The organism is Hyphomicrobium sulfonivorans, from assembly GCF_013306565.1.
Classification (GTDB): domain Bacteria; phylum Pseudomonadota; class Alphaproteobacteria; order Rhizobiales; family Hyphomicrobiaceae; genus Hyphomicrobium_A; species Hyphomicrobium_A sulfonivorans.
Window position 1 is genome coordinate 22,555 of record NZ_PZPO01000009.1, and the last position, 8,245, is coordinate 30,799.

6 protein-coding genes are annotated in these 8,245 nt (G+C 59.5%); 4 read left to right on the top strand and 2 right to left on the bottom strand.

Features of this window, described 5'->3' with window-relative positions; genetic code table 11:
• Positions 1 to 1,016: 1,016 nt before the first annotated feature.
• Together C6Y62_RS16005 and C6Y62_RS16010 are read right to left on the bottom strand one after the other, a co-directional pair.
• Entirely contained in the window at positions 1,017 to 1,808 is a 792-nt protein-coding gene (locus C6Y62_RS16005; protein ID WP_173954776.1) for an SDR family NAD(P)-dependent oxidoreductase, read from the bottom strand.
• A gap of 106 nt (positions 1,809 to 1,914) precedes the next feature.
• Positions 1,915 to 2,493 (bottom strand): TetR/AcrR family transcriptional regulator, encoded by a 579-nt coding sequence (locus tag C6Y62_RS16010; RefSeq protein ID WP_173954782.1) that lies wholly within the window; start codon positions 2,491 to 2,493, stop codon positions 1,915 to 1,917.
• A 213-nt stretch (positions 2,494 to 2,706) separates the two neighbouring features.
• Here C6Y62_RS16010 and C6Y62_RS16015 point away from each other — a divergent pair, with 213 nt between their 5' ends.
• From C6Y62_RS16015 to C6Y62_RS16030, 4 genes are all read left to right on the top strand, one after another.
• On the top strand, positions 2,707 to 3,828 hold the full coding sequence (locus tag C6Y62_RS16015) for an efflux RND transporter periplasmic adaptor subunit (protein ID WP_173954777.1): 1,122 nt from the start codon (positions 2,707 to 2,709) through the stop codon (positions 3,826 to 3,828).
• Positions 3,825 to 6,929 (top strand): efflux RND transporter permease subunit, encoded by a 3,105-nt coding sequence (locus C6Y62_RS16020; RefSeq protein WP_173954778.1) that lies wholly within the window; start codon positions 3,825 to 3,827, stop codon positions 6,927 to 6,929. Before C6Y62_RS16015 ends, C6Y62_RS16020 begins: the two co-directional genes overlap by 4 nt.
• Positions 6,930 to 6,967: 38 nt before the next feature.
• Positions 6,968 to 7,156, top strand: coding sequence for a hypothetical protein (locus C6Y62_RS16025; protein WP_173954779.1), 189 nt, complete (start codon positions 6,968 to 6,970; stop codon positions 7,154 to 7,156).
• A 367-nt stretch (positions 7,157 to 7,523) separates the two neighbouring features.
• The gene (locus C6Y62_RS16030; RefSeq protein WP_173954780.1) at positions 7,524 to 7,742 is read left to right on the top strand and encodes a hypothetical protein; all 219 of its coding nucleotides are present in this window, start codon (positions 7,524 to 7,526) and stop codon (positions 7,740 to 7,742) included.
• Positions 7,743 to 8,245 lie beyond the last annotated feature (503 nt).

Sequence of the window (8,245 nt, forward strand, 5' to 3'; positions counted from 1 at the left end):
TATCTCGCGCCCGGGGGCAGCGCAAGAAGTTGACAAAATTCGCAAACATTCAGGTGGAGGGGTGTTGTCGGGCGCCCACACAACGGCGCCAGCGTGCGCCAACATCAGGCAGCAAACGGAAGCGGGAAACGCAGGCGATTGCCCGCGGCTGCAATTGTTTAGCGGCGTTGATGGGGGTCAGAACACGATGCCAGCTCTGTCATGGCATCAAGATCGCGATCAGCGCGCAGATATGTGCAGAGGGACGGATGCTCGTGGGCAATGTTCGCAAAGATGGCTGAGGAGGTTTTCGACCCGCAAAGCAGACATGCTCTCCATAAAGCGCGACGCGAGTCTTCAAGCCATACAACGGCTCGCTCAATCTGAGACGAGCTTCGGCACCTCATGCTGTTTAGCGGCGTGTGTTTATCATCAAAATGGAAGTTGTATCGGCTCCGCAGGTAAGATACGACTCAATCAAAAAATTGACTCCAACCCCTTGTTTTTAATCACCCTTTTTCGAGCACCCTCATTTCAAATGTTCTACATGAAGTTCTACAGACAATGGCCTGCACTTGCGACGCCTACATCCAAGGCAGCGGGAGGTTAGCATCTCCCCCACAGATCCAAAACAGTAGCATGATCAAATTCTACGAACGAGGTCAAGGATCTGCGCCGGATCACGGTGACGGGCTGGCCGTGGAATACAGCCGTCTTCGCAGAGTGGAATGCCAACGCCACGCTCCTCGATGGCAGCCCATACATCAACCGTGGCATGCATGTGTTCCATCTGCGATGGGGCAAAGTGCACGCGCTCGAGGAGTTCCAGGATTCCCAGTCCGCCGCGCAAGGCCTTGCGAGACAGGCTGCGTCTGGGATCGATGAGGCGAAAGCAGCACCTATTTTAAGCTAGATCCTCGCTGAAACTATTGGAGCGCAAGCCGGAGCAATGAAATTGTTGCGACCGGTACAGACGCCACCGAGGCTCGATGCGAGCCGGCCACTCCACCTTCACCCGCCACGCCCTTTCGCTTCATTTACGCTCCGGCGATCTTTCGCATCGTGGCGCGTTGCATCGAACGCGGCGTCAGGCGGTTTGAAAACGCCGCCATTTTATTCGACAACCCCGCGATGATGGATGCCTTGCCCTGTGCAAGCCCTTTGATCCCGCTCGCGGCGACCGGACGCGCCTTCATCGTGAGCAGACGCAGCAAGGGCGAGACGGTAGCGCCAGCAGCCGCATCGAAGCCCGTCGCGGTGTGCCCGGGACACAGCGTGGTCACGACCACGCCGCGCGAGCGAACCTCGTCGTGCAGCGCTTCGCCAAAGTTCAGAACATAGGCTTTCGTCGCGGCATAAGCCGCAAAGGTGGGAACGGCCTGAAACGCCAGCAAGCTGGCGACGAGGAGGATATGACCAGAGCCCCGTTCGGCCATGTCCCGCCCGAAAAGATAGCTGAGTTCGGTAAGCGCGGTGACGTTGAGCTGGATCATATCGACCGTGCGCTCAATCGGCGTTTCCAGAAAATCGCCTTGCAATCCGTAGCCGGCGTTATTGATCAGGATGTCGATCGATATCGACCGTTCGTCGAGGCTGCTTTTCAAGCGGGCGGCTGCGCCTGGTGCCGCTAGGTCGATTGCCTCGACCACAACATCCACGCCGTGCTTGCGGCGCAAATCGGCGGCGAGTGCTTCCATCGGTTCGCGGCGGCGTGCCGCCAGTACAAGATTGACCTTCTGCGCCGCCAGCAGCTCCGCGAACTCAACGCCTATTCCGCTTGACGCTCCGGTGATCAGCGCCCTTTTTCCGGTAAAGGTGTCACGTGTCATCTCGTCTCCTGACAATTTTGGTGTTCAATGCGGGTGGCCGCCGGGCACAGCTTCGCCGTTGCGAGCCTGCGCTCGCGACCGGCACAGTCTTCGCGCCGGGTGGTTGTTACGAAGAGGCGATTTCGCGAACGCTTTCCGCCGCCGCATCCAGGAAAGATTGCGCAAGACGGGGATCGTTGACGACGCGTGCCAATGTAACGGCACCGACCATCGTCGAGAGGACGGCCATGGCCTTTGTGCGGGTCTCTTCGGAGTCGGCCTTGGAGAGCAGACGGGAAAGCACGCGAAGATGTTCCCTGATGCCTGACTCGAACGACGATTTGACTTCGGCGCTCTGCCGCGCCGCATCGGCGCCAAGGGCCACGAGGGGACAGCCCTCCATCTTTTCCTTCCGATGCCCCTTGGACAGGTAAAACGCGATCACCGCGCCTAGCGCGTCCTTCGGGTTCGCGGCAGCCGCCGCCGACCATCGGCTCGTGGCGCTTTCGAATGCCCTTGCCGATGCCGCGGCGACCAGGTCTTCTTTAGACCCAAACTGTTTGTAGAAAGCGCCGTGCGTCATCCCGGCGCCTTCCATCAGATCTTTGAGCCCGATGCCGTCGAAACCGTGCTCTCTGAAAAGACGGCTTGCGACATCGATCACATTCTGGCGGTTTTCCTCAGCCTGAGCGCGGCTTACACGCATCTTGGCAATCCTTTTCATTAGATTGTGATCGTACGCTATATACGATATGGAGTTCGAACGCAAGCTATCGTGATAGGCTGCAAATACTCCCGGAACTGGCGCCGGTCAGGTGGAACCGACGCTGGATGGCTGTCTCTTGAGAAGTTAGATTGCGTTCGTCCTCTATCTCATATATAGCTGCCAAGCAACATCTATTGGCGAGAGATTGGCGGCATGTGGCGCAAACTGATTTATTTTAGCGGCGCGCTCGCGCTGACGGCCGGAGGCATCGGTGCCGCCGCTTTCGTTTGGAATGCACCGGACCGAACAGCATCAGTTGCCGCCGATCCGCGCATCGCCCCGCTTTTGGTGAAGGTCGTCAACGCTACGAGCGTCGCCGGCGTTGAACGCGCCTTCACTGGCACAATCGCAGCACGGGTGCAGAGCAATTTAGGCTTTCGCGTTCCAGGCAAGATCGTCGAGCGGCTCGTTGATGATGGCCAGCAGGTTACGGCCGGTCAGCCTCTGATGCGCATCGACGAGACCGATCTGCGTCTCGCCTTGACCGCCAAGCGCAATGCAGTAATCGCCGCGCGCGCGGTCTTCGTTCAGGCGCGCGCGGATGAAAAGCGCTATGCCAAGCTCGTCAGTGGCGGCATTGCAGCAACCCCGCAGCGTTACGAGCAGGCTAAAGCAGCGCTGGACACGGCTGAGGCGCAACTGGCGGCGGCAGAGGCAGAAGCGAAAGTCGCTGAAAACGAAGCGACCTATTCCACGCTCGTGGCTGATGCCGATGGTACGGTCGTGGCGACGCTCGGTGAGCCGGGACAGGTCACTGCGGCGGGACAAACTGTAGTTCAGCTAGCGCATGCCGGCCCCCGCGAGGCACGCGTCGCGCTCCCCGAAACAATTCGGCCCGCAATCGGCTCGGAGGCGGAGGCAAAGCTTTACGGCAGCAACGGGCAACGCGGTAAGGCGCGCCTTCGGCAGATTTCGAATGCGGCGGATGCCCAGACGCGCACCTATGAAGCGCGCTATGTGCTCGATGGTGAAGCGGCCGCGGCACCCATCGGCGCTACCATAACCGTCACGATTTTCGACGCCGAAAAGCGAGCGGACGTTTCTGTGCCAATCGCCGCCGTATTCGACGACGGTAGTCGGACGGGCGTCTGGGTGATCGACGAGAATGCCACGACAGTGCGCTTTGCGCCCGTGAAGATCAAAAGGCTAGGCGAAGAAACGGCTGTGGTGTCCGGCTTAGAGGTCGGGCAACGCGTTGTCGCGCTCGGCGCGCACCTTCTGAAGGAAGGCGCCACGATCCGAACGGACGCAAAAGCAGAGGCGTCGGATCAATGAACTTGAACCTTTCCGCGCTCGCGGTCCGAGAACGGTCCGTCACTCTCTTTTTCATCCTGTTGCTGGCGGCAGCGGGAGCATTCGCGTTCGTCAAGCTTGGGCGCGCGGAGGATCCATCTTTCACGATCAAGACCCTGACCGTCACAGTTGTCTGGCCGGGCGCAACGGCGCGTGAAATGCAGGATCTGGTCGCCGAGCCACTCGAGAAACGCATCCAGGAGTTGAACTGGTACGATCGCGTGGAGACAATGACCCGCCCCGGCTACGCCTTCCTGACGGTCACATTGAAAGACAGCACCCCCCCATCCGCAGTGGAGCAGGAGTTTTATCAGGCCCGCAAGAAGCTTGGCGACGAGGCCAGGAATTTGCCTCCCGGCGTCTTGGGGCCTTTCGTCAACGACGAATACTCCGATGTGAGCTTTGCCCTTTACGCGCTGAAGGCCAAGGGCATGCCAATGCGCGAACTGGTCCGGCAGGCCGAAGTAATCCGTCAGGATCTTCTGCACGTGCCCGGTGTCAAAAAGATCAACATCCTCGGCGAGCGTCCCGAACGGATCTTTGTCGAATTCTCCTATGCCAAGCTCGCGACTCTCGGTGTGTCGCCACAGGACATTGCCGCTGCCGCACAACGGCAAAATACCGTAACGCCAGCAGGCTCAATCGATACGCGAGGCCCGCAGGTCTTCATTCGACTTGATGGCGCATATGACAGCGTCGGGGCCATCGCCGACACGCCGATTTCAGCCGCTGGACGTACGCTCAAGGTCTCCGACGTTGCCGATGTACGTCGCGGCTACGAAGACCCCGCGACGTACATTATCCGCCATGAGGGCGAACCAGCCATCATGCTCGCCGTGGTGATGCAGCAAGGCTGGAACGGTCTGGAACTCGGCACGGCTCTGGAAAAGAAATCTACGGCGATCGCCGAGACCCTGCCACTAGGAATGACGCTCGATAAGGTGACCGATCAGGCCATCAATATCACTCATTCAGTCGACGAATTCATGATGAAGTTCGTGATGGCGCTCGGCGTGGTGCTGCTTGTGAGCCTGCTCAGCCTCGGCTGGCGCGTTGGCATCGTCGTGGCGGCCGCTGTGCCTCTGACGCTTGCCGTCGTGTTCGTCATCATGCTGGAAACCGGCCGCTTCTTCGACCGCATCACGCTCGGCGCTCTCATCCTCGCGCTTGGTCTCCTCGTCGACGACGCGATCATCGCCATCGAGGTGATGGTCGTGAAAATGGAAGAGGGTATGGATCGCATCAAGGCCGCCGCGTATGCGTGGAGCCACACCGCGGCACCGATGATGTCGGGAACCATCGTGACGATCGTCGGGTTTTTGCCCGTGGGTTTCGCGAGTTCGTCGGCCGGCGAGTACGCCGGCAACATCTTCTGGATCGTTGGGTTTGCCCTCATCGTATCCTGGCTCGTCGCGGTGATCTTCACGCCCTACCTTGGCGTCAAGATGCTGCCCGCGATCAAACCGGTCGAAGGCGGCCACCACGCCATTTACAATACGCCGAATTACCAACGGCTGCGTGGCATCATCAGTTTCGCAGTGCGCCACAAGTTCCTGACATGCTCGATTGTCGCGATCGCCTTTGCGCTCTCCGGTGCAGGCATGACTATGGTGAAACAGCAGTTCTTCCCGACGTCCGATCGCCCCGAGGTTCTTGTCGAGGTCCGCTTGCCGGAAGGCACGAGCATCGAGACGACGACAGCCACGGTCGAGAAGCTCGAACATTGGCTCCAGGATCAGCCTGAGGCAAAGATCATCACCAGCTACATTGGACAGGGCGCTCCGCGATTTTTCTTCGCCATGTCGCCGGAGCTGCCCGATCCGGCCTTCGCCAAGATCGTGGTGCTGGCACCCGATGCCAAGGCTCGCGAGAGCTTGAAGCACCGGCTCCGGAACGCGATAGCGGAAGGGCTTGCACCCGAAGCTTTCGTGCGCGTAACGCAGTTGGTGTTCGGCCCTTACACGCCGTTCCCGGTCGAGTTCCGCGTCATGGGGCCTGATCCCGCAAAATTGTACGATATTTCGGAGAAAGCTCTCCAGATCATGCAGAACGTCCCGGACGTCAGGCAGGCGAACCGCGACTGGGGCAACCGCGCGCCCGTGTTGCGTTTCGTCCCGGATCAGGATCGACTGAGCGTCATTGGCCTTTCCACGACGGAGGCGGCCCAGCAGCTTCAATTCTTGCTTAGCGGCATTTCGGTTACGCAGGTTCGCGAGAATATCCGCAACGTACCCGTCGTTGCGCGTAGCGCCGGAGACAACCGACTCGATCCGGCACGGTTGGCAGACTTTTCGCTGTTCAGCCGCGATGGGCGTCGTGTTCCACTCGACCAGATCGGGCATTCGGAAGTCCGCCTGGAAGAGCCGATCCTCAAGCGCCGCGATCGTACCCCCGTCATCACGATCCGCTCGGACATCAACGAGGCGACCCAGCCTCCGGAGGTCTCCAAGGAGATCATGACGGCGCTTCAACCGCTGATCGCATCGCTGCCTGCCGGTTACCGCATCGAGATGGGCGGATCTATCGAAGAGGCTACAAAGGCAAATGACGCGTTGGCAAAGGTCTTTCCCGTTATGATCGCCGCCATGCTGACCGTCATCATGCTGCAGGTGCGATCCTTTTCCACGATGAGCATGGTCATGCTGACGGCACCATTAGGTCTCGTCGGTGCCGTTCCAGCGTTGCTCCTCTTCAATCAGCCCTTCGGCTTTAACGCCATTCTCGGACTGATCGGTCTGGCTGGCATCCTCATGCGCAATACGTTGATCCTTACGGAGCAGATCAAGGAGAACCAAGCCTCAGGCCTTGATGACTATCACGCCGTCATTGAAGCGACGGTTCAACGGACGCGGCCTGTGATCCTGACAGCGATCGCCGCCGTTCTAGCCTTCATCCCCCTCACGACCTCGGTGTTCTGGGGATCGATGGCCTACACGCTTATCGGCGGCACGGCAGTCGGCACCGTTCTGATCCTGCTGTTTTTGCCGGCTTTATACGCGACCTGGTTCCGAATCAAACCAACGGCCGATGTCGCTCACGCGACTGCGCACGTCGGAACACCACATGCAGAGGCTGTAGCGTGAGCAAGGAGCGCGCGCGGGACAAAACAAGGAGGCGACACATGCTGCAAAGGCTGTTTGAACAAGTGCGCCCCTGGCTAGAAGCCATGGACGTATCGGACGATCCGCGAGGTGAAATTCTTTCCATGCTGGAAAGCCGGGTTAGCCTGCTGGAGGGCGAAGTCGCGCGCTGGCGTGGACTGGAAGGGTCGGACGCGTGCGCTTCGACTAACAGCTTTGGGAGCGAGTGACAGAGGCAGCGCCGCAATGACGAGAGCACTCCCGGCGAGATGACCGAAACGCAAACGCGGCAGCGTAACTATACGCGTCGTTCCTTTGCTGTCTTGCTGTGCGGCCACATGCGCTGAGACGGCTTTGTTATTCCCGCCTCGCGCATCCGACGGGGTTTGCACTTTGCGGCAACCGGCCTGCTCCTGGTTCTTCAACCTGCTAGTGCTGTGCGGCGCGCGCGACGACGACGCGCTGCCGATGAAATGAAAATTTGCAACGACTCTCACCAGCCGCTCGCGGTTCACCCCGACCCTTTCCAAGGTGGATCAGAAAGTCACATCAGGGCGCCTTGACTCTTTAGAGTTCGAATGACATCCATAATTATAGATGTCGAACAACATCTATAATGAGATGATGCGCGACGTCTCCTCGGATCGGTTTTCATCACAAGCAAGGAGCAACATGATGCGTACTTTGATACTCGCGGCCACCGCTGCCCTAGCGCTCTCCGTCGGCGCCAATTTGGCATCTGCGGGAGACGAACTCGATAAGAACATCGGCTCTGGCGCCTACCTTCATCCAATCCCCACCAACGGCGGTAAGTGATGCGCGCGGTGGGAGCAGCGGCACTGGCTTCTTTCTTCTTTTGCAGCGGGGCTCAGGCTGCCTCCGCCGATCTGGAAGAAGCGCTGCGCCTTCACTGCCAGTTCGCTCCGCCCACCTTCGAACGACACATCGAAGACGAGGCGACAGGTGATGAATTCAAGCTGTCGCTTTGGCCTTCAAACCGCCGGGCATGGAACTGCCGTGCCCGGCGGACCTAGGCGACGATGAAAAGCGGCGTGCAAGCCGGTCACCGCACTGTTCCGGAGCCAGATGAACCCACGTTGCAACAAAATTGCATTTCAGGCAGCATGGCGCGCAAATAGGAGAGGCAGTACTCCTCGAACCTGTGGCCGTAGTCGTTTCGCAGGGCACCGCAGGGATTCACGAATCAAGTGCAACGGCCATAATCGGTCGCTGCGATGGGAACCCGATACAATCAGCTCCGCTTGGCGGAGCGCTGTGAGATATTCCGCCTGCGCGCAGGCGGAATATCTCTGCGCCGC

Bases quoted from the DNA above. Each gene is read 5' to 3' on its own strand.
- C6Y62_RS16025 (WP_173954779.1), top strand. From the start codon at position 6,968: ATGCTGCAAAGGCTGTTTGAACAAGTGCGCCCCTGGCTAGAAGCCATG.
- C6Y62_RS16020 (WP_173954778.1), top strand. From the start codon at position 3,825: ATGAACTTGAACCTTTCCGCGCTCGCGGTCCGAGAACGGTCCGTCACT.
- C6Y62_RS16010 (WP_173954782.1), bottom strand. From the start codon at position 2,493: ATGCGTGTAAGCCGCGCTCAGGCTGAGGAAAACCGCCAGAATGTGATC.
- C6Y62_RS16005 (WP_173954776.1), bottom strand. From the start codon at position 1,808: ATGACACGTGACACCTTTACCGGAAAAAGGGCGCTGATCACCGGAGCG.
- C6Y62_RS16030 (WP_173954780.1), top strand. From the start codon at position 7,524: ATGTCGAACAACATCTATAATGAGATGATGCGCGACGTCTCCTCGGAT.
- C6Y62_RS16015 (WP_173954777.1), top strand. From the start codon at position 2,707: ATGTGGCGCAAACTGATTTATTTTAGCGGCGCGCTCGCGCTGACGGCC.